Below are 19,993 nucleotides of genomic sequence, written 5' to 3' on the forward strand. Positions count from 1 at the left end.
TGCACAGATGCAAATTATTGATATATAGCCAAACTCATGATTAAACATTTTAATAATTAGGTTAGAACCAATCGGCATTTTACAGCCCCGGTCCCGCCACCTACTTTGGAGGCGAATAACCGACCCCCTGCCCGGTGGAGGTGTCACTCACGCACGACACAAGGACAGACCATGAGCATTGAATTCATCGGCTACATTGGCGGCCATCACGCTTCCGAAATCCACCCGCGCAGCGGCCCTACGCTGCAACCCGACTACGTAGAGACCGTGGCCCGCGCCCACGAAGACGCCGGCTTCGACCGCGCCTTGGTGGCCTTCCATTCCAACAGCCCGGACAGCACACTGATCGCCTCCCACGCCGCCAGCGTGACCCAAAAACTTCAATTCTTAATCGCCCACCGTCCCGGTTTCGCCCAGCCCACCTTGGCTGCGCGCCAGTTCGCCACCCTGGATGTGTTCAACGGTGGGCGCACGGCCGTGCATATCATCACCGGCGGCGACGACCGCGAACTGCGTGCCGACGGCAGCCACATCGGCAAGGACGAACGCTACGCCCGCACCGACGAATACCTGAGCGTGGTGCGCCAGGAATGGACCAGCGAACAGCCTTTTGACTTCAAGGGCACCTACTATCAGGTCGAAGGCGCGCACTCCACCGTGAAGTCGCCGCAACAGCCGCATATCCCGCTGTATTTTGGTGGTTCGTCCAAAGCCGCGATCGAAGTGGCCGGCAAACACGCCGATGTGTATGCGCTGTGGGGCGAAACCTACGAACAAGTGCGCGAGATCGTGACCCAGGTGCGTGCCGAAGCAGCCAAGCATGGACGCACCATTCGCTTCAGCCTGTCGCTGCGGCCGATCCTTGCCGAGACCGAAGCACTGGCGTGGGCACGGGCCGAGCGCATCTTGCAGCAGGCGACCGAGCTGGCAGAGAAAAATGGTTTTGTGCGGCGCGAACCGCCGAATGAAGGCTCGCGCCGGTTGCTCGCAGCGGCGGCGCAGGGGTCGCGCCTGGATAAGCGCTTGTGGACGGGGATTGCGGGGTTGCTCGGTGCACAGGGTAACTCCACGTCGCTGGTAGGCACCGCTGAGCAAGTCGCAGAGGCGTTGGTGGATTACTACGATCTGGGGATCACCACGTTCCTGATCCGTGGGTTTGATCCGTTGAATGATGCCATCGACTATGGCAAGCGCCTGATTCCCCTCACTCGCCAGCTGATCGCTGAGCGCGAGCAGGCCCAGCAAGTGGCTTGATCCCCAGGGGAGTTGGTTAGCCAACTCCCCCACTGAAGATTCAGTTCTTGTAGTCGGTATCACTGCGCTCCAACTGCCGGATCAACGCATTCCAATGCCGCGCCACACCTGGGCCTTCCCCACTGGCAAACACCTTCGCCTGCTGCTCGACCTTCTCCACCACCTCCCTCGGCGGGAAGATCAATTGCGCATTCCCCGCGGCCTGCGCCGCGACCTGGATATTGCACGCACGCTCCAACTGCTGCAGCTGCTGGAACGCATGCTCGACACTGACGCCTGCGGTCAACAACCCATGGTTACGCAGGATCATCACGCTCTTGTCTCCCAGGTCCGCGACCAGGCGCTCACGCTCGTCCAGGTCCAGGGCTACGCCTTCATACCCGTGGTACGCCACCCGCCCGGAGAAACCAATGGAATGCTGGGAGATCGGCAGCAGGCCGTCTTTTTGCGCTGACACTGCAATTCCGTCGCGGGTGTGGGTGTGCAGCACTGCTTGCAGGTCGTGGCGTGCACCGTGGATGGCGCTGTGGATCACATAGCCGGCGTAGTTGATGCCCAGGCCGGTAGGATCGTCGACGATGGTGCCATCGAGGTCGACCTTGACCAGGTTGGACGCGCTGATTTCATCGAACAACAACCCAAAGGCATTGATCAGGAAATGCTCGTCCGGGCCCGGTACACGGGCGGAGAAGTGGGTGTAGATGTGGTCGGTCCACTTGTACAAGGCCGCCAGGCGATAGGCGGCGGCCAGTTTGACGCGCACTTCCCATTCTTCCGAAGTGACGCGCTGGCGAACATTAGTGGAAACGCTGGAAATCGAGGTGACGCTGCTCATGGCAAAACTTCCTGGATGGCCTTAAGGACTTCCAGGCAAGCCTAGGGGATGCAAAAAAATAATAAAAAGCACATTTTAATCTAAGCTAATTATTATTTTTTTTCATATCAAGCTGCATCCTTGATCTTGTGCAACGAGGCCGCGACCCACTTGCCAAATGCATCTACCGGCCCCTGCAGGTTACCCAGGAAGTGCGGATAGATCAGCCACAGGTCCATCACCGGCTTGAAATCCTTGAGCGGCATTACCGCCAGTTGCTCACGATGGGCGCTACGCTCCAGCAACGGGCGTGGCACCAGGCCAAGGCCCAGGCCGTCCGCCACCAAGCCCAATTGCAGCTCAGTGCCAAAAGTCTCCAGGTTCACCCGCAATGCCAGCCCCTGGTCGGACAAGGTCCGCTGCAAGCCTGCGCGGAAACCGCAACCGTCCGGGTTGAGAATCCAGCCGTTCTGGTACACATCCGCCAGCTTGCAGGGCTTCTTCGGCAGTTGGGCCTTGGCACACACCACCACCAGTTCCATCTTGCCGATGGACTCGCCGATGATGTTGTCCGGGAAGATCTTGCCCGCCGGGAACAACGCCGCCGCCGCATCCAACTCGCCGCGCTCGATCTTGCCGACCAATTGGCTGCCCCAGCCCGTGGCGACCTGGGCGCGCAGGTCCGGGTATTCGGTACGCAGGTGCTTGAGCGCATCCAGCAGCACTACATCGCCGATGGTCTGCGGCACACCCAGGCGCAGCACGCCGGTGGGCGGTGCGTCGGTGGCCACCAGCTCACGCAGGGCATCCATCTCGCGCAGGATCAGCCGGCACTGCTCGTAGACGCGGGTACCGATCAGCGTAGGTTTGAGGGGTTTGGTATTACGGTCGAACAGCTCCACGCCCAGCGCCTGCTCGAAGTTCTGCACACGGCGGGTAATGGCCGGCTGGGTCAGTTGCAACGACTCAGCGGCATGGCTAATGGACTGGCAACGAATCACTTCGACAAAGGCATCGATATCGTCAATTTTCATTTGGGCCGCACATAGAGAACAGTCATTAAGATGTGTGCGAAGCATAGTTGCAGGAAAGCTATCTGGATAGTCCGCGCTGTGATCGATAACGTCTAACGCTATTCAGACCGGTTCTAAATTACCTTCAGCTATAAGCTAATCATTAAAAAATAGCATATTAACTATAAACATTATGCTTAGATAAACCCATCACCACCGACCACACCATGGAATTGTCATGACCCAGGCCAAGCATCCCGAAAGACTCAGAGCCTTCATCGGCGCCCTGGCGGAATTGATCGACGGCAATCCACGCGAAGGCGACCTGTTGCACCGGGGCGGCAAACTGCTGGCGCAACTGGTCAGCCATGATGACTGGCTCCCCGATGCGTTCGCCCAGCCCGATCCCGAGCGTTATCAGCAATTTCTGCTGCACGCCGACTCGCGCCAGCGCTTCAGCATCGTCAGTTTTGTGTGGGGGCCGGGCCAAAGCACGCCGATTCATGACCATCGGGTGTGGGGCCTGATCGGCATGCTGCGCGGTGCCGAATTTTCCCAAGGCTTCGAGCGCGCGCCGGATGGCCGCCTGGTGCCTGAAGGCAAACCGATCCAGTTGGTGCCGGGCCAGGTTGAAGCCGTGTCGCCCAAGGTCGGTGACATCCACCAAGTCAGCAATGCCCACAGCGACCAGGTGTCCATCAGCATCCATGTGTACGGCGCCAACATCGGTGCGGTGCGTCGGGCGGTGTACCAGCCCGACGGCAGCGAGAAACTGTTTATCTCCGGTTATTCCAACGCCTTCCTCCCGAATATCTGGGATTTGTCCAAAGAAAAGAGCCCTGCCCTATGACCACCGCATCCACCCGCAGCTTTGCCCAGCTTCGCCAGGCCCTGTTGGACCATCAAGAAGTCGCCCTGATCGACGTGCGCGAAGAGGCGCCGTTTGCCGAATCCCACCCGCTGTTCGCCGCGAACATACCGCTGTCCAAACTGGAACTGGAGGTGTATTCACGCATTCCACGGCGTGACACCCAGGTCACCGTCTACGACAACGGCGAAGGCCTGGCGGCCCGTGCTGTCGAGCGTCTGAGCGCCTTGGGCTACACACAGGTCAGCCTGCTTGAAGGCGGGTTGGACGGTTGGCGCAAGGCCGGTGGCGAGCTGTTCATCGACGTGAACGTGCCAAGCAAGGCGTTTGGTGAACTGGTGGAAAGCCAGCGGCACACACCGTCACTGGCCGCTGAAGAAGTACAGGCCCTGCTCGACAGCCAGGCCGATGTGGTGGTGCTCGACGCGCGGCGTTTCGACGAATACCAGACCATGAGCATTCCCACCGGCATCAGCGTGCCCGGTGCCGAGTTGGTGTTGCGCGCCCGCGAGCTGGCGCCGGACCCGGCCACCCGCATCATCGTCAACTGCGCCGGGCGCACCCGCAGCATTATCGGCACCCAGTCGCTGATCAATGCCGGCGTGGCCAACCCGGTGTCGGCGCTACGCAACGGCACCATTGGCTGGACCCTGGCCGGGCAGAAACTCGCCCATGGCCAGTCGCGCCGTTTTGCGCCGACCTCGGAAGAGCATCGCCAGGTCGCCGCCGCCGATGCCCGGCGGGTTGCCGACAAGGCCCGCGTGGGCCGCGCCACCCTGGCCGATCTGCACGCCTGGCAGCAGGAACCGACGCGTACCACCTACCTGTTCGATGTGCGCACGCCGGAAGAATTCGAAGCGGGGCATCTGCCGGGCGCGCGCTCCACGCCAGGCGGTCAGTTGGTGCAGGAAACCGATCACGTCGCCAGTGTGCGTGGCGCGCGGCTGGTACTCGCGGATGACGATGGCGTGCGCGCCAACATGTCCGCCTCCTGGCTGGCCCAGCTGGGTTGGGAAGTTTACGTACTGGATAACCTGCAACCCACGCACTTCAGCGAGAAAGGCACCTGGATCGCGCCGGTGCCGACGCCCGCCCAAGCCGAGCTGATCAGTCCGCACACCCTCGCCGACTGGCTCGGCCATGGCGACACCGTGGTGCTGGACTTCACCGCCAGCGCCAACTACGTGAAACGTCACATCCCCGGTGCCTGGTGGGCGCTGCGGGCACAGCTGCCCCAGGCCCTGGCAAAAGTGCCTGCCGCGCAACGCTACGTGCTGACCTGCGGCAGCAGCCAACTGGCGCGCCTGGCGGTGGCGGAAGTCGAAGCCATCACCGGCAAGCAGGTGTTCCTGTTACAGGACGGCACCGCCGGCTGGATCAACGCGCAACTGCCGCTGGAAGAAGGTGAAACTCACTTGGCCTCACCGCGCATCGACCGCTACCGCCGCCCGTACGAAGGCACCGACAACCCCAAGGAAGCCATGCAGGCCTATCTGGACTGGGAATTCGGCCTGGTCGACCAACTGGCGCGTGACGGCACCCATGGTTTCTATGTGATCTGACGGTATGCCCTTGCCGGGCCTTCCCAACAGCCGACCCCTTCTCGAGGCGGAGGCGACTGCAACCTAAAACCCTTAGTCTGGAGCCTCACTTATGCGTCTGACCCTGCCCCTCCTGCTGATCGCTCTACTATCGGGCATCACCTACGCCGACGACCTGCAACCCTTGCGGGTCGCCAATCAGAAATCCACCATCAAGGCGCTGCTGGAAGCCTCCGGCGAATCGAAAAACGTGCCCTACGAAATCCGCTGGTCGGAGTTCCCTTCGGCCTCGCCCCTGGGTGAAGCCTTGAACGCCGGAGCCGTGGACATCGGCGCCCTCGGTGACGCGCCCTACGTGTTCGCCCTGGGGGCCGGCGCGTCGCTCAAGGTGGTCAGCATCATTCACTCCGAAGGGCGTAACACCACCGCCCTGGTGGTGCCCAAGGATTCACCGATCAAGACTGTCGCCGACCTCAAGGGTAAGAAGATTGTCACCGGGCGTGGCTCCATCGGCCATTACCTGGCGATCAAGGCCCTGGCCACCGCCGGGCTGACCTCCCAGGACGTGCAATTCATTTTCCTGCTGCCGAGCGAGTCGCGCCTGGTGCTGGACAACGGCACCGCCGACGCCTGGGCCACTTGGGACCCGTACACCACCGTGGTCACCTCGCAAAGCCAGGCCCGCGTGCTGATCAGCGGCAACAAGCTGCTAAGCAATCACCTGTACCTCGCCGCCACCAGCCAGGCCATCGCCGACAAGCGCCCGCAACTGGATGACTTTGTCGCCCGTCTCGACCGCGCCTATGCCTGGGCCAACGTGCACCCCAATGAATACGCGGCCGCCCAGGCCAAGATCACTGGCCTGCCGCTGGCAGTGCATGTGGAAGTCGCCAAGGACACCCACCTGACGCCGGTCGCCATCGACGACGCGGTCATCAGCGGCCTGCAAGCGACCGCCGACACCTATCAAAAAGAAGGCCTGCTGCTCACGCATATCGACGTGTCACAGGGCTTCGACAAGAGCTTCAACGCCAAGCGTGCCCCCCTTTCCCAAGCCTCGCGCTAATAGGAGCAGAACATGAGCAAGCCACGTCAATTCAAACCGCGCCATTTAAAATTGGGTGCAATGGTCCACGGCGTCGGTCACGGCTGGGGCGAATGGCGCCACCCGAACGCCCAACCCAACGCCAGCACCAGCTTTGGCTTCTACAAACAGCAGACTGAACTGGCCGAAGCCGCCAAGTTCGACTTCGTGTTCATCGCCGACAGCCTGCATATCCACGCCAAATCCAGCCCGCATTACCTCAACCGTTTCGAGCCGCTGACCATCCTCTCGGCACTCGCGGCAATCACCACGAACATCGGCCTGGTGGCGACCGTGACCGTCAGCTACACCGAGCCCTACCAGGTGGCGCGCCAGTTCTCGTCCCTGGACCATATCAGCGGCGGCCGCGCCGGCTGGAACGTGGTCACCTCCTGGTTGAGCGGCACCGCCGACAACTTCGGCAAGGCCGAGCATCCGCCCCATGCCGTGCGCTACCGCATCGCCAAGGAACACGTGAACGCGGTCAAGGGCCTGTGGGACTCCTGGGAAGACGACGCCTTTGCCTACAACAAGCAATCCGGCGAATTTTTCACCCCGAGCAAGCTGCATGCGCTGAACCACAAGGGCGAGTTCTTCTCGGTGAAAGGCCCACTGAACATCGCGCGTTCGCGTCAGGGCCAGCCAGTGATTTTCCAGGCGGGCACCTCCGAAGATGGGCGCAACTTCGCCGCAGAAAACTCCGACGCGATCTTTGTGCATGTGGACAGCATCGAGGAAGGCCTGGCCTATTCCCAAGACCTGAAGCGCCGCGCCAAAGGGTTTGGCCGCGACGCCGACAGCCTGTCGATTTTGCCGGGTATCCGCCCGATTGTTGGCCGCGATGAGGCCGAAGTGGAAAGCCGCTATCAGCAGGCCGTGGACCTGGTCACCGTGGAAGATGCAATCGTCGCCCTCGGCCGCCCATTCAACGACCACGATTTTAGTCAATACCCGCTGGACGCCCCCTTCCCCGAACTCGGTGACTTGGGTTCCAACAGCCAGAAAGGCGGTTCCGACCGCATCAAGCAATTGGCCAAGGACGAAGGCCTGACATTGCGTGAGGTGGCGCTGCGCTTTTCGCGGCCAAAACGTGATTTTGTCGGCACCCCGGAGCAAGTCGCTGACGCGATCCAGACCTGGTTCGAAACCGGCGCCAGCGATGGTTTCATCATCAATTCGGTACTGCCGGATGGCTTGCAGTATTTCACCGAACTGGTGTTGCCGGTGCTGCAGCAACGCGGCCTGTTCCGCACCGAATACAGCGGCCAAACGCTACGCGACAACCTGGGCCTGGACGTGCCGGCCAACCGCTACAGCGTCGCCGTCGAGGTTGAAGAGCAGCAGCAGGCGCTGGCATGAGCCAATCCTCGCACCCTTCCCTACGCTCCGTGGAAGTCGCCCATTTCGACGCCCTGCTCGAACGCCTCACTGCCGAGCTGGCCAGCACCGCACACGTCTATGACGAGAGCGGCGCCTTCCCCCATGCCAACTTCCAGTTGCTGCACCAACATGGCTTGGTCGCCCTCACCGTGCCCAAGGCCCTGGGCGGCGGCGGCGCGAGCCTGCCCCAGGCTCGCAAGGCGATCAGTGCGATCGCCAAGGGCGAGCCGTCCACCGCGCTGATCCTGGTGATGCAGTACCTGCAACACACGCGCCTGCAAGACAGCAAAACCTGGCCGCCACACCTGCGCGCACAAGTGGCGGAAGACGCCGTGCGCAACGGCGCCTTGATCAACGCCCTGCGCGTCGAACCCGACCTTGGCACCCCGGCCCGTGGCGGCCTGCCGGCGACCACCGCCGTACGCACCGCGGAGGGCTGGCGCATCAGCGGCCGCAAGATCTACTCCACCGGCAGCCACGGCCTGAGCTGGTTCAGCGTATGGGGCCGCAGTGACGATGCCGACCCACTGGTAGGCGCCTGGCTGGTGCCCAAGGACAGTCCCGGCGTGACCATCATCGACACCTGGCACCACCTGGGCATGCGTGCTACCTGCAGCCATGAAGTGGTGCTCGACAACGTGCTGGTGCCGCTGGACCACGCCGTCAGCGTCAGCCCGTGGAGCGCGCCGTCGCCGGAGCTGGACGGCGAAGGTTTCCTGTGGATGTCGGTGTTGTTGTCCTCGGTATACGACGCCGTGGCCCAGGCTGCGCGGGACTGGCTGGTGAACTGGCTGGAAGAACGCGCGCCGTCCAACCTCGGCGCTGCGCTGTCGACCTTGCCACGTTTCCAGGAAACCGTCGGCCATATCGACACCCTACTGTTCGCCAACCGCAGCCTGCTTGATGCTGCCGCCGAAGGCCACACCCCGGCCGCCCATGCGGCGCAGTTGAAGTACCTGGTGACCCACAACGCGATCCGCGCCGTGGAGCTGGCCATCGAAGCCTCGGGCAACCCCGGCCTGTCGCGCCATAGCCCGTTGCAACGGCATTACCGCGACGTGCTGTGCAGCCGCGTGCATACCCCGCAGAACGACGCCGTATTGCAAGGCGTCGGCAAAGCCGTCTTCGCCCAACGCCAGAAGGAACGCACATGAGTCAGGTGATTGTCGCCAGCCAGCTGGACGAAGATTTCAATGAAGTGATTCGCGAGCGCTTGGCAAAGATCCATCCCGACGCCCAGGTGATCGACGTGCCCGTTGGCGTACCGAGCGACCTGCCGCCCCAGGCGAATATCCTGCTGCTGCGCCCGATCAACGTGCGCGGCTACACCGCGCCGGACACGCCGCCACCGGGTTGGCCTTACGGCGTGCAATGGGTGCATCTGGTGTCGTCGGGCATCGATTTCTACCCGCAATGGCTGTTCAACGGCCCGCCGGTGACCACCTCCCGTGGCAGTGCCGCTGACAACCTGGCCGAGTTTGCCTTGGCCGCGATCTTTGCCGCCGCCAAGCATTTGCCGGACATCTGGGTAAAGGATTCGCAGTGGAATTTCACCGCGTTGCGCCCGCTGAAGGGCACCACATTGGGCATCCTGGGGTTTGGTGCGATAGGCGAACGTCTCGCGCAAAAAGCCCTGGCCCTGGGGATCAAGGTCGTAGCGTTGCGCCAAAGCCAGGAGCCTTTCAGCGCGGGAGTGGACGCCGCCAAGGACATCCACGACCTGTTCGCCCGCGCCGATCACCTGGTGGTGGCCGCACCGCTGACCCCGTCCACGCGGCATATCATCAACCGCGATGTACTGGGTAGCGCCAAGCCTGGGCTGCACCTGATCAACATCGCGCGGGGCGGGCTGCTCGACCAGGAGGCGCTGTTGGAATCGCTCGATAACGGGCAGATCGGGCTGGCATCGCTGGATGTGACCGAGCCGGAGCCGTTGCCGGACGGGCATGCGCTGTATACCCACCCGAGGGTGAGGTTGTCGCCACATACCTCGGCGATTTCCACGAATAGCCGCAATGAAATTGCCGATACGTTTTTGGCGAATTTGGAGCGGTATGTGGCCGGACTTGAACTCCATAACCTGGCGAGTACCCCCGTGTAGGAGCCGGCTTGCCGGTGATGGCGTCCTCATGATCACCACCAGGCTCAAAGGCCAATCGCCGGCAAGCCGGCTCCTACAGTTGTTATTTGATGCGGTAGTGGAAGGTGTTGCGCACCGCCGGTACGGGGACGGCCTTGCCATCCACCACCCTCGGCTGGTAGCGGAAGGTATTCGCCGCCGCCAGTGAAGGCCGCATGAACAGTGGATGGCAGCCGTCCAGCACCTTGGGGTTTTCTACACGCCCTTGGGTGTTGACGGTGTACTCCACTGAACAATCGCCTTCGATGTTTTTGTCCAGGGCACGCTCCGGATAGTCCGGCGCCTCTTTGCTCAAGGGTTGGTACTGACGGCTGTCGAAGGCCGGCGCGGCGGCCGGTGCTGCAGGGCGCGCACGTTCAGCGGCGAGGCGCTCCCGGGCCAGACGCTGCTGCTCCAGCTCGCGGTTGCGCTGTTCAGTGGCCAGGCGCTCCTGTTGCTGCTCCAGCTTCTTTTCCTCGACCCGCTTGCGCGCCAATGCGGCTTTTTCCAGTTTTTGTGCCTGGATCTGTGGATCGATCACCGGTTTCGCCGGCACGGGAGCGACCACAGGCTCCAGAGCAGGCGCTGCGACGGCCACCGGCTCAGGCACGGGAGCGGGCGTCGGCGGCACCATCACCAACTGGGTATGCATCACCCTCGGCGTTTCCACCTGCGGCTTATCTGTCGACCCACCCAGCATCAATACCGCCAGCACGCCTACATGCAGCGCCACCGCGAGGCTGGCCGCCACGCTGTTTCTCCAGAACCCGGAAGGCTCCCCAGGCTCCACTGCGAGCATCGGACTGTGCATGATCATTGCCGTCATTGCGGGGCCTCGGTCACCAATCCCAGATTGCTGACACCGCCCTTCTGCAACACCGCCATGGCTGCCACGACCCGGCCGTAGCCAGCGCTGTCGTCGGCGCGGATATACACCTGGGTATCGCTGCGCGCCGCCACCACCTGCATGACCTTGACGCCCATTTCATCCAGGGTCACGGCGCTGTCGGTCTGGTGCGTGGTATCGAGTTCGCCCCCCAGGTTCCAGTAGTAGCCGCCGTCAGCCTTCACCGACAGTGTGAGGATCTGCTGGCGCGTGTCGGTCGCCAGTGCCTCGGCCGCGACTTTGGGCAGCTCGATTTTTACGCCTTGGGTCAGCATCGGCGCGGTGACCATGAAGATCACCAGCAGCACCAGCATCACGTCGATGTAGGGCACCACGTTCATCTCGGCCTTGGGCCCGTGCTTGCGTTGCGGCCTGGTCAACATCGGTTTGCTCCTTGTTCAGGCGGCCACGGCCAGGTTGATCGGCGTACCGCGCAAGGCGCGGTGCAGGCGCACTTGCAGTTCGTTGCCGAAGGCGTAGTAACGAGTCAATAGTGTCTGGCCACGTGCCGCGAAGCGGTTATAGGCGATCACCGCCGGGATCGCCGCGAACAAGCCGATGGCAGTGGCGATCAGTGCCTCGGCAATGCCCGGTGCTACCGTCGACAACGTCGCCTGCTGCACCTGGGACAAACCGATAAAGGAATTCATGATGCCCCACACGGTGCCGAACAAGCCGATGTAGGGGCTGACCGAACCCACGGTCGCCAGGAACTGCAGGCCCTTTTCCAGCTCGATTTCCTGCTCGGTGATCGCCACCTGCAAGGCGCGCTCGACCCCTTCCAGCACGGCCGGATCGTGGCCCTGCAGGTGCTGGTATTCCTGCACTCCCGCGATAAAGATCGGCGCAATGCCGCCCTCGCCCGCCTGCAGGGTGTCGCGGTACAGCGGCTGCAAGTCCGCAGCGCTACGAAAGCGCAGCACAAAGCCCTTCAACTGGCGCTCCAGGCGGCGCAACACGCTGGCGCGCTGGATGATCAGGTACCAACTGAGCAAGGACGCCAGCAGCAGCGTGACCATCACGGCCTTGACCAACAGGCTGGCGTCACTGATCAAACCCCAGATCGTCATATGTTCCATCGTCGCGTGCATGGTTAAGCTCCTATTCGATTAAAAAGTGATGACCGGGTGATGACGCCTACGGCAATTTCAATGCGCGGGTCACCTCGGCCCACGGCACGAACTTGAAGTTCTGGGTCTGCTCGGGCATGCGCTTGCGGCCGTCCTGCACCACCAACATGCCCTTGCTCCAGGGCCCGCCGAGGTTCATGGCCGTCACTTCCAGACCGTCGGTTTCCGAAGCGCCATCGATCCCCGCTGCCGCGTTCAGGCCGACACGAAAGGCGCCGTGGGTGGTGAACGGCGGCTCGGCATCCAACACCAGGTAGCTGTCATTGCCCTGGCTGGAGATCACCAGGTAGTCGCGTTCCTTGCTCTGGTACAACGCCAAACCCTCGACATCCGCATGCAACTGCGGGCCGACCTTGATCACGCTGGTGAGCGTGGCCGGTTGGTCGGCACGGGCATCCACTGCCCAGACGCCGACATCTTCTTCACCGATGAACAAGCGCTGACGCTGGTCATCGGCCACGCAGCCCTCGGGTTGGCTGTCGACTTTGAACTGGCGCACCAGTTCGCCCTGCACCCGGCCGTCCGGCGCACTCAGGCGGTATTGCAGGAAGGTGCCGTCCTTGCCATTGGCGATCGCGTAGATCTCGCCGCTGGCGGGCTGGAACAGGCAAATGCCGTAGATCTCCTTGAGCGGCGTCGGTACTTCACCCGCTTCACGCAACTCGCCGCTCTGGCGGTCGATGCTGAACAGGCTAAGGCTGTTGTGATCGCGATTGCTCGCCACGGCGAGGTCGACTGTTTGCGCGCCGAGCTTGAAGTTGGCGCGCACGTCAACGTTATTCAAGCGACCGACCGCCAGCTCCTGCAGCAGCTTGCCGTCGAGGTCATAGGCCAGCAGGCCTTGCTTTTTGTTAGTGCCGAGCACGCGGCTTTTGGCGGGTTGTTCGGGGTGAATCCAGATTGCCGGGTCATCCGCCGCATCCCCCTGGCGACCGACCGGGTCGGTCTGGTGCAGCGCAGCGACTTCCGGCAGCACGGGCTCGACCGGCACAGGCTTGGCCTTCCACTCGAGTGCGCCCTGATAGAACTTGCCGGTGTCATCGTCACGTACCAGCAGTTGCTGGCCGTTGATGCTCAGTTGCTCCGGTTCCTTGAGCCCCGGCAGCGTCAGGCTGGCGTGTTCGACCCAACGCACACCGTTCTGTTGGAACAGATGCAATTGGGCGGTCTTCGGATCAAGTGCGACCACCCCGCCCGGCACCAGCGCCATGGCGCCAGCCTCGCGCTTGGGGTTGTCGAAAAGCGCCACCGGGATGCGTTTCACATCCGCCTCAGGGTGTGCCGGGTAAGCCCACCAGCCGACGTTTTCTTCATTGACCAGCAACTGCTGGGTCGCGTCATCCACCTGGCAGAACTGCGCCGACGGCGGCAGCGGCAAACCGCGCACGCGCTGAGGGTTGCTTAACAGCGTCGTACCATTGCCCACCAGCCATTGTTCGCCTTTGCCCTCTTCCCCCACCAGGAACACAAACAGGTTGGCGGCTGCGTCGCGGAACAGGCACAGGCCATTGACCGGGTAATCGCGGGCGGGCAGGTACAGCGGTTTGCCAAAGGTTTTGGTCGCGGCATCAAGGCTCACCAACAGCGCCTGCTGGCGGTCGTTGTCGAGGCTGGCAACCAGCACCTGGGTGCCAGCGGCGCGGGTGTCGAGGCTGCTGAAGTTGCCTTTGAAGCTGGCCAACTCGGCACCTTGGTTATCGAGCAATTGCAGGCCGTCACGGGTGCTGGCGGCCAGGCGCTGGGTGGCATTGGGCAGGAAGGTCACGGCTTCGGCCTTCAGGCTCGGTGCCCAAGGGGTCAGCGCCAGGTCGGCGGCCATGACCGGCGAGCAAGCGGCCAACGCGATCATCAGGTAGAGCTTGGAAATTCTCATGAACAATCAAAATCCTTGTCTTGTAGGAGCGAGCTTGCTCGCGAAGAACGGCAACGATGACGCGGGCTATCTGGATGCACGCGGTGCCCTGGCGTTTTTCGCGAGCAAGCTCGCTCCTACAGTGGAAACGTGGGGGGTTAGAAATGGGTGAAGGTCAGGCCCAGCTTGTAGGTCGGGCCGTATTCCTCGTACTGGCCGTTGTAGCTGCGGTGGCCGGTGTAGACGAAGTACGACTCATCGGTGAGGTTCTGGGCCTCGAAGCTGACTTGCAGGTTCTTGGTCAGCGAATAGCGCGCGCTGAAATCGACGAAGGTCTGGGCGTCGACGTGCAGGTCGTGGGCCTTGTCGTTGATCGAGGCCAGCTCAAAGAGGTAGGCCGACTTGTAGTTGGCCGACAGGCGCAGGCTGAGCTTGTCGTTTTCCCAACCGAGCATCAGGTTGCCGACGGTGTCCGACTGATTGGGCAGGCTGATGTTGCGCTTGCGATTCGCGCCGCTGGCGCTGTCGAAGCCTTCGATGTCAGCACTGGAACGGCTGAATGTGGTGTTGGCACCGACCAGCAGGCCATTCCACGGTGCCGGCAGCCAATCGAATTTCTGTGAGTAGGCCAGTTCCAGGCCGTATAGCTTGGCGCTGTCGCCGTTGGCGTAGGTATGCGCCTCGGAAAAGTTGGTCCAGGCCCCAGTGCCCGCCAGGTCAGTGTTGTAGACGAAGTTCTTGATGTCCTTGTAGAACACAAATGCGGAGACCGTACCGGCACGGCCCATGAAATGCTCGATGCCCAGGTCCAGGTTGCTCGACTCCAAGGGTTTGAGGTCCGGGTTGCCGAAGGTGGCTTCGTCATCGTCGATCACGAACCCCGGCGCCAATTGGCCAAAGGTCGGACGCACCACGGATTTGGTCCAGGCCGCGCGCACCTGGGTGTTCTTGTCGATCTGGTAGCGCGCATGTAGGCCGGGCAGCCAATGATGGTAGCGGCGCTTGGTTTCGGTGGGTGTGAACACCCCGTCCGTGGCGCCGGTACCCTTGGCTTCGAATTCGGTGCCCTCGTAGCGCAGGCCGGCGATAAAGCGCCAGTCGTCGATGTCGATGGTGTTCATCAGGTAACCGGCGTTGATGTCTTCACGGATGGTGAAGTCGTTGACCCGGGATTCGGTCTCGTCATAGAAGTCCGCGGCGTTGAGGCCTCCGATCAACTGCTTGATGCTGCTGGGGCTGATGCCCGGCCCGTAGTTGCCCAGGCGGTAGTCGACGTTGCCTTTCTGGAATTGGCTGAGGTTGAGCTGGTCGTCGGTAAAGCCGAGGGTGTCGAAGTCTTTGTAGACCCAGGCCTCCAGATCGTTGTCCTTGTTGCGACGGCTGACTTTGCCGCCGAACTTCACCAGGGACGCATAACCGCTCAGGTCATAGTCACGGGCCAGGTCCAGGCGCAGGTTTTTCTCGGTGTCCTTGGTGTTCTGTTTTTCCCAGTCGACCTTGTCGAGGGTGAAGTTGCGCGCGTCGTAGAAGCCGCTGCCAATGATCGGGCGTGGCTTGTCCTTGTCGTAGAAGCCGCTGTTGGCAAAATCGCCGCCGTCAAATGTGGCACCGGCGATGTGCGCCGGGCTGTCTTCGCTGGATTGGCTGTAGCCGGCCTGGCCGCTCAGGGTCCACAGGCCGAGCATGCGCTCGCCGCCGAATACGTAGGACTGGATTTCCTGGGTTTCTTCGCGGTTCTTCAGCTTGCGTTTGGCCTCGGCATCGCCCAGCTCGCCGGGCGCTTGGGGGTCGGCAAATTCGAGGCTGGTGGAGTTGCGGGTCTCAGTGTCTTTGTAGCGGCTGTAGAGGGTGCGCAGGTAGTAGCTGCTGAGGTCATCGGGCTTGTAGTCGAAGTTGAGGCCGCCACCGGCACGTTCTCGGCTGATGTCGTAGTCGCGCTGCTCGAATTCATTGAGTTTGGCGCCGTTGGTGAAGTCCCAGGCGCCGCCTGTTTCGACGTTGTCCGAGCCGAAGTCGCGCTTCTGCCAGCTGAGTGCAGCGGCCACGCCGAAGTTGTCGATGCCGTCGCCGAGGCTGAAACGGTTACTGGCGGCACCGGAGAATTTCGGGCTGGTCTGGTGGGTGTTTTTGTCGTAGCTGGCCTCGGTGCTGCCGGTGTAGAACAGCCCCTTGTGGTCGAAGGCCGACAGGCTCTGCACATCAACGGTGCCGCCGAGGGAGTTGGCGTCCATGTCCGGCGTGAGGGTCTTGATCACCGACAGCGACTGCACCAGCTCCGAAGGCAGTACATCGAGGGCCACGGCGCGGCGTGCGCTTTCCGGGGCCGGCACCAGGGTGCCGTTGATGGTCACGCTGTTAAGGTCCGGGCCAAGGCCACGCACGCTGACAAAGCGCCCTTCGCCCTGGTCGCGCTCCACACTGATGCCTGGCAGGCGCTGCGCCGCCTCAGCGACGTTTTCATCCGGCAACTGGGCCACGCCGTCGGCATGCACCACGCTCTTGATGCTGTCGGCGCTGCGTTGCTCCTTGAGCGCCTGATCAATGGCTGCCGCCTGGCCGACCACCTCGACGTGCTCGGTGTTGGCCACTTCGGCCGCCGAAAGCCGCTCACTGGCCATTGCCAGGGCCAAGGCAGTAAGCGTGAAGCCGACGAGCCCGGTGCGCTTGTACATGCAATCCTCCCCAAGAATCCGTTGGCGCCAGGCAAGAGGCCCGGCAACTGGGAGGGCACGCTAGGGGTGGGGGATGACGGTTCTGTGACAGGGGTTGGCGCAAAGCCACGTAAACCGCGGTTTTTAGCTTGTTCCGGCAAGCAAATGAGCTGAAATGACCTCGATCGAAATGTGGGAGCGGGCTTGCTCGCGAATGCGGTATTGCAGCTAGCACATGTGTGGCTGATCCACCGTATTCGCGAGCAAGCCCGCTCCCACATTTGTTTTGTGTTTGGCAGGAGATTGTGTGTATGGCATGAGCTGATTCGACCCCTCCCCACCGTCACGCAACCGTCACATCCATCTGCTGTGCTGGCGCCCATCGCTTTTTTGCCCAAGGACTCGCGGCCATGTTTTCCGTGCTCAAACCCCACCGCTGGAAACTCTCCCTGTTGCTGATCGCCGCCAACCTCGGGCTGATCCTGCACCTGGCCTGTGGCGAGTTGAAGAGCGTCAGCGAATGGGTGTGGCTGGACATCTTCGGCGAAGGCGGCTCCGCGCTGTTGGCGCTGGTCTGGCTGGGCCTGGTGCTGAAAAGTCGCCCCGCCGGGCGCGTCACCAACTACCTGGCGTTAGGCCTGTCGTGCATTTTCTTCTCCTGGTGGATCGACAGCCTCGATGAGTTCATCCGCCTGCCCGACAGCATTACCTGGGATCACTGGCTGGAGTCCGGGCCGATGCCGGTGGGCATGATCCTGCTGACCATCGGCATCTACCACTGGCACCGCGAGCAACTGGCGATCAGCGCGCAGATGGAAAAGCGCGAGCGGCTGTTCCGCGAGCATCGGCTGTTCGACAAACTCACGCCGCTGGCCGGTGCCGACTACCTCAAGCGCCAATTGGCCGACAGCCTGCAAGACAGCCACGCGCAGCAACAACCGCTGTCGCTGCTGGCCCTGGACCTGGACAACTTCGCCGCCATCAACCAGGCCTACGGGCATGCCGAAGGCGATGCGGTGTTGCAGGCGCTCAGCCATTTGTTATTGCTCAACCTGCGCCGTCAGGACCTGCTGTGCCGCCTGGCCGGTGACCGGTTTGTGGTGCTGCTGCCCAATACCGGCGAGCGCCAGGCCAAGGAGCTGGCGCTGGAGTTGCAGCAGGCCGTGCGCGGCCTGGCCCACAAGACCCGGCTGCACGGTGAGCGCCTGCAACTGGCGGCGACCACCGCCGTGGTCATGGCCCTGAACGAGCCGCCCCATGACTTGCTCAAGCGCCTCAACCTGGCCCTGGCCAGGGCCAAGCAACCCCTGGCGAAAAGTGCCTGAAATGGCCGTTAAAACCAGCTGGTACGAGGCCGACAGCCGCTTCATCCCCGGGCACTATCAACCGGCCACGTTGATCGACCTGGCCCTGTCCCGGGACATCGACAGCCACCGCCTGCTGCGCGGCACCGGCTTGTTCCACGAAGACATCCTGGCCGGCACGGCGCGGCTGAGCCCGCAGCAGTTCCTGGGTTTGATCGGCAACAGCCGCAAACTGCTCGACGCAGACGACAGCAGTTTTCTGTTTGGCCAACGCCTGTTGCCCGGTTATTACGGCGCCGCCAGTCATGCGCTGGGCCATGCACAGAACCTGCACCAGGCCCTGGATATCCTGATCCAGCAACAGGTGTTGCTCAGCCCGCTGGTCACCCTGCAACTGGAGCTGGATGAGCACCACGCCTATCTGTATTGGCTCGACAGTTGCGGCGCCGGCGAACACTGGCGCTTCTTGCTTGAAGCCAGCATGACCTCACTGGTTGCCATGAGCCAATGGCTCAGCGGCGAACGCCTGCCGTGGACGGCCAGCTTCAGCCATGCCGAGCCGCGCTATGTCGAGCAATATTGGGTGCACCTGGGGGAAGACACGCGTTTCGAGCGGCCGCTGGACATGCTGAGCATCCCGCGCGAGCACCTCACCCGCGCCTGGCCGGGCGCCTCGGCCACCGCCGGCCAGGTAGCGCGCCAACAAGCCCGCGAGCAGATCGAACAGCTGGGTTTCACCGGCAGTTTTCTGGATTGTCTCTACGACTACCTGCGCGAGCAGGTGCGCCAGCCGCCAAGCCTGGAACAAGCCGCGCAGGCCTTCGCCATGAGCCCGGCGACCCTCAAGCGCAAGCTGCACAAACACAATACCGGCTTTCAGCAACAGGTCGACCGTGTGCGCAAGCAAGTGGCGCTGCACCTGTATCAGGTCAAGGGCTACAGCAATGACGAAGTGGCGGCGTACTTGAACTTCAACGACGCAGCGAACTTTCGCCGTTCATTCAAGCGCTGGACCGGCAGCACGCCCAACCTGATCCGCCAACTGTTCAACAGCCGCTAGCCAGGCGCTCGCGCAGAAACTCCACCAGCGCCTGGACCGGCCGCGAGCTTTGCCGGTGTTGCGGGTACACCGCCGACAGGGTCAACGCCTCGGGCGCGAACTCGTCCAAGAGAGTAACCAGGCGGCCGTCCTTCAACGCATCGCCGACGATAAAGGTCGGCAGGTAGGTCACACCCAAGCCGGCGATGGCGGTGTCGCGCAGCAAATCGCCGTTGTTAACGCGCATACGCCCGCTCACGTTCAGCGCCTGTAGCTTGCCTTTGAAACGCCATTGCACTTGGCGGCCATGGCCGTAGGGCAGGCAGTCGTGGTCAGCAAGGTCTTCGGGTTTTTGCGGTGTGCCGCGCAGGGCCAGGTAGTCGGGGCTGGCGCAGTACACCCGGGGGATGCTGGCGATACGGCGCGCAATCAAGGTGGAATCCTCCAGGGTGCCGATGCGCAGCACCAGGTCGTAGCCTTCGCCGATCAGGTCCACGGGGCGGTCGCTCAAGTCAACCTCCACCGACACTTGGGGATAGCGCTGCAGGAACAGCGGCAACAGGCAGCCCAGGTGCGCCATGGCAAACGACAACGGCGCGCTGAGGCGGATGGTGCCGCGTGGTTCGCTGTTCTGCCCGGCGATACCCTGCTCCACTTGCTCGACTTCACCGAGCAGGCGCAAGGCGGATTCGTAGTAACTCTGGCCGAGTGGCGTGACATCCAGACGGCGCGTGGAACGGTTGAGCAGGCGCACGCCGAGGCGGTCTTCCAGCTGGATCAGGCGGCGGCTGACGAACTGCTTGGACAGGCCCAGTTGCTCGGCGGCTGCGGTGAAACTGCCGGATTCCATGACCTGGCAGAACAGACGCATGTCTTCGAAGGGGTTCATTGTCGCTTCTCGGTGGACATTTGGCTGGTTTATAGCCTGTCTATTGCCACACCACAAACCAAAAGGTGGGAGCGGACTTGCTGTGGTGAGCGGGCTTGCCCCGCGCCGGGCTGCGTAGCGGCCCCAAAGTCAGCTACGCGTAAACTTGCGTCGCCAATCTGGGAGCGCT

At 62.6% G+C, this 19,993-nt stretch carries 17 protein-coding genes; 9 read left to right on the top strand and 8 right to left on the bottom strand.

Features of this window, described 5'->3' with window-relative positions:
* Nucleotides 1–171: 171 nt before the first annotated feature.
* Nucleotides 172–1,254, top strand: coding sequence for an LLM class flavin-dependent oxidoreductase (locus U367_RS0108885; RefSeq protein WP_028616633.1), 1,083 nt, complete (start codon nucleotides 172–174; stop codon nucleotides 1,252–1,254).
* A gap of 40 nt (nucleotides 1,255–1,294) precedes the next feature.
* On the opposite strand, the gene U367_RS0108890 is transcribed toward U367_RS0108885, so the two are convergent.
* Nucleotides 1,295–2,089 (bottom strand): class II aldolase/adducin family protein, encoded by a 795-nt coding sequence (locus U367_RS0108890; protein WP_028616634.1) that lies wholly within the window; start codon nucleotides 2,087–2,089, stop codon nucleotides 1,295–1,297.
* Nucleotides 2,090–2,196: 107 nt separating this feature from the next.
* A complete protein-coding gene (locus U367_RS0108895) occupies nucleotides 2,197–3,102 on the bottom strand; it encodes a LysR family transcriptional regulator (protein ID WP_016980074.1) in 906 nt (301 codons plus the stop codon).
* A gap of 217 nt (nucleotides 3,103–3,319) precedes the next feature.
* On the opposite strand from U367_RS0108895, the gene U367_RS0108900 reads away from it, so the two are divergent.
* The 6 genes from U367_RS0108900 (at nucleotide 3,320) to U367_RS0108925 (ending at nucleotide 10,055) form a co-directional block, all read left to right on the top strand.
* Entirely contained in the window at nucleotides 3,320–3,931 is a 612-nt protein-coding gene (locus tag U367_RS0108900; RefSeq protein ID WP_028616635.1) for a cysteine dioxygenase family protein, read from the top strand.
* Nucleotides 3,928–5,511 (top strand): rhodanese-related sulfurtransferase, encoded by a 1,584-nt coding sequence (locus U367_RS0108905; RefSeq protein WP_028616636.1) that lies wholly within the window; start codon nucleotides 3,928–3,930, stop codon nucleotides 5,509–5,511. Before U367_RS0108900 ends, U367_RS0108905 begins: the two co-directional genes overlap by 4 nt.
* 91 nt (nucleotides 5,512–5,602) lie before the next feature.
* On the top strand, nucleotides 5,603–6,556 hold the full coding sequence (locus U367_RS0108910) for an ABC transporter substrate-binding protein (protein WP_028616637.1): 954 nt from the start codon (nucleotides 5,603–5,605) through the stop codon (nucleotides 6,554–6,556).
* A 12-nt stretch (nucleotides 6,557–6,568) separates the two neighbouring features.
* Nucleotides 6,569–7,933 carry an LLM class flavin-dependent oxidoreductase gene (locus U367_RS0108915; protein WP_028616638.1) on the top strand — a complete coding sequence of 455 codons (1,365 nt, stop codon included), beginning with the start codon at nucleotides 6,569–6,571 and terminating at the stop codon, nucleotides 7,931–7,933.
* Nucleotides 7,930–9,108 carry an acyl-CoA dehydrogenase family protein gene (locus U367_RS0108920; protein ID WP_028616639.1) on the top strand — a complete coding sequence of 393 codons (1,179 nt, stop codon included), beginning with the start codon at nucleotides 7,930–7,932 and terminating at the stop codon, nucleotides 9,106–9,108. The genes U367_RS0108915 and U367_RS0108920 overlap by 4 nt, the downstream gene beginning before the upstream one ends.
* A complete protein-coding gene (locus U367_RS0108925) occupies nucleotides 9,105–10,055 on the top strand; it encodes a D-isomer specific 2-hydroxyacid dehydrogenase family protein (protein WP_028616640.1) in 951 nt (316 codons plus the stop codon). The genes U367_RS0108920 and U367_RS0108925 overlap by 4 nt, the downstream gene beginning before the upstream one ends.
* Nucleotides 10,056–10,137: 82 nt before the next feature.
* Here the strand turns inward: U367_RS0108925 and U367_RS0108930 are convergent, their stop codons facing one another.
* The 5 genes from U367_RS0108930 to U367_RS0108950 form a co-directional block, all read right to left on the bottom strand.
* Nucleotides 10,138–10,899 carry an energy transducer TonB gene (locus U367_RS0108930; protein ID WP_028616641.1) on the bottom strand — a complete coding sequence of 254 codons (762 nt, stop codon included), beginning with the start codon at nucleotides 10,897–10,899 and terminating at the stop codon, nucleotides 10,138–10,140.
* Nucleotides 10,896–11,342, bottom strand: coding sequence for a protein TolR (gene tolR / locus U367_RS0108935; RefSeq protein ID WP_028616642.1), 447 nt, complete (start codon nucleotides 11,340–11,342; stop codon nucleotides 10,896–10,898). The genes U367_RS0108930 and tolR overlap by 4 nt, the downstream gene beginning before the upstream one ends.
* A 15-nt stretch (nucleotides 11,343–11,357) precedes the next feature.
* Entirely contained in the window at nucleotides 11,358–12,050 is a 693-nt protein-coding gene (tolQ, locus tag U367_RS0108940; protein ID WP_028616643.1) for a protein TolQ, read from the bottom strand.
* A gap of 46 nt (nucleotides 12,051–12,096) precedes the next feature.
* Entirely contained in the window at nucleotides 12,097–13,962 is a 1,866-nt protein-coding gene (locus U367_RS0108945) for a phytase (RefSeq protein WP_028616644.1), read from the bottom strand.
* A 137-nt stretch (nucleotides 13,963–14,099) separates the two neighbouring features.
* Complete coding sequence (locus U367_RS0108950; RefSeq protein ID WP_028616645.1) at nucleotides 14,100–16,613, bottom strand: TonB-dependent receptor; 2,514 nt, start codon at nucleotides 16,611–16,613, stop codon at nucleotides 14,100–14,102.
* Nucleotides 16,614–17,002: 389 nt separating this feature from the next.
* Here U367_RS0108950 and U367_RS0108955 point away from each other — a divergent pair, with 389 nt between their 5' ends.
* Nucleotides 17,003–17,917: a GGDEF domain-containing protein gene (locus U367_RS0108955; protein WP_028616646.1), complete on the top strand. Its 915-nt coding sequence runs from the start codon at nucleotides 17,003–17,005 to the stop codon at nucleotides 17,915–17,917.
* 1 nt (nucleotide 17,918) lies between these two features.
* A complete protein-coding gene (locus U367_RS0108960) occupies nucleotides 17,919–18,956 on the top strand; it encodes an AraC family transcriptional regulator (protein WP_028616647.1) in 1,038 nt (345 codons plus the stop codon).
* Here the strand turns inward: U367_RS0108960 and U367_RS0108965 are convergent.
* On the bottom strand, nucleotides 18,943–19,824 hold the full coding sequence (locus tag U367_RS0108965) for a LysR family transcriptional regulator (protein ID WP_028616648.1): 882 nt from the start codon (nucleotides 19,822–19,824) through the stop codon (nucleotides 18,943–18,945). The genes U367_RS0108960 and U367_RS0108965 overlap by 14 nt on opposite strands.
* Between the last annotated feature and the right edge of the window lie 169 nt (nucleotides 19,825–19,993).

Origin of the sequence: Pseudomonas canadensis, from assembly GCF_000503215.1 — a bacterium.
Taxonomy (GTDB): Bacteria; Pseudomonadota; Gammaproteobacteria; order Pseudomonadales; family Pseudomonadaceae; genus Aquipseudomonas; species Aquipseudomonas canadensis.

Bases quoted from the DNA above. Each gene is read 5' to 3' on its own strand.
- U367_RS0108965 (WP_028616648.1), bottom strand. From the start codon at position 19,824: ATGAACCCCTTCGAAGACATGCGTCTGTTCTGCCAGGTCATGGAATCC.
- U367_RS0108895 (WP_016980074.1), bottom strand. From the start codon at position 3,102: ATGAAAATTGACGATATCGATGCCTTTGTCGAAGTGATTCGTTGCCAG.
- U367_RS0108890 (WP_028616634.1), bottom strand. From the start codon at position 2,089: ATGAGCAGCGTCACCTCGATTTCCAGCGTTTCCACTAATGTTCGCCAG.
- tolR (WP_028616642.1), bottom strand. From the start codon at position 11,342: ATGTTGACCAGGCCGCAACGCAAGCACGGGCCCAAGGCCGAGATGAAC.
- U367_RS0108960 (WP_028616647.1), top strand. From the start codon at position 17,919: ATGGCCGTTAAAACCAGCTGGTACGAGGCCGACAGCCGCTTCATCCCC.
- U367_RS0108945 (WP_028616644.1), bottom strand. From the start codon at position 13,962: ATGAGAATTTCCAAGCTCTACCTGATGATCGCGTTGGCCGCTTGCTCG.
- U367_RS0108930 (WP_028616641.1), bottom strand. From the start codon at position 10,899: ATGACGGCAATGATCATGCACAGTCCGATGCTCGCAGTGGAGCCTGGG.
- U367_RS0108955 (WP_028616646.1), top strand. From the start codon at position 17,003: ATGTTTTCCGTGCTCAAACCCCACCGCTGGAAACTCTCCCTGTTGCTG.
- U367_RS0108900 (WP_028616635.1), top strand. From the start codon at position 3,320: ATGACCCAGGCCAAGCATCCCGAAAGACTCAGAGCCTTCATCGGCGCC.
- U367_RS0108885 (WP_028616633.1), top strand. From the start codon at position 172: ATGAGCATTGAATTCATCGGCTACATTGGCGGCCATCACGCTTCCGAA.
- U367_RS0108925 (WP_028616640.1), top strand. From the start codon at position 9,105: ATGAGTCAGGTGATTGTCGCCAGCCAGCTGGACGAAGATTTCAATGAA.
- U367_RS0108915 (WP_028616638.1), top strand. From the start codon at position 6,569: ATGAGCAAGCCACGTCAATTCAAACCGCGCCATTTAAAATTGGGTGCA.
- U367_RS0108905 (WP_028616636.1), top strand. From the start codon at position 3,928: ATGACCACCGCATCCACCCGCAGCTTTGCCCAGCTTCGCCAGGCCCTG.
- U367_RS0108910 (WP_028616637.1), top strand. From the start codon at position 5,603: ATGCGTCTGACCCTGCCCCTCCTGCTGATCGCTCTACTATCGGGCATC.
- U367_RS0108950 (WP_028616645.1), bottom strand. From the start codon at position 16,613: ATGTACAAGCGCACCGGGCTCGTCGGCTTCACGCTTACTGCCTTGGCC.
- tolQ (WP_028616643.1), bottom strand. From the start codon at position 12,050: ATGCACGCGACGATGGAACATATGACGATCTGGGGTTTGATCAGTGAC.
- U367_RS0108920 (WP_028616639.1), top strand. From the start codon at position 7,930: ATGAGCCAATCCTCGCACCCTTCCCTACGCTCCGTGGAAGTCGCCCAT.